The following is a 238-nucleotide window of genomic DNA, read 5'->3' as shown; positions in this document are numbered from 1 at the left end:
GCCTAAGTCAGAGAACTTCAATCCTCGGATCGTGACGTAATTGGCCGCGACGCGCAGGATGTAACAAGGGTTGGTGCTGTAAACGCCTGAACCGTTGTTGTCGGTGAAGATCGCCAGCCTCGGATTGACTGCCGCGATGACTGTGCGCGTGTCGCTCGTGCCGGCCGCTGCAGCGGGAATGTTGACCCACTGGCTATCATTCGGCGTTGACGCTGGCGAACGGTAGGTGCCGTCGAGA

1 protein-coding gene is annotated in these 238 nt (G+C 59.2%); it reads right to left on the bottom strand.

The features are described 5' to 3' along the window. Positions 1-238 (bottom strand): hypothetical protein (locus tag P9254_RS28940; RefSeq protein WP_278103934.1); only part of this gene is annotated, 238 nt, incomplete at both ends.

This window comes from Mesorhizobium sp. WSM4983 (genome assembly GCF_029625765.1).
Classification (GTDB): Bacteria; Pseudomonadota; Alphaproteobacteria; order Rhizobiales; family Rhizobiaceae; genus Mesorhizobium.
The sequence above is the reverse complement of the archived record's forward strand: the minus strand, read 5'-3'. Positions and strand labels throughout refer to the sequence as shown.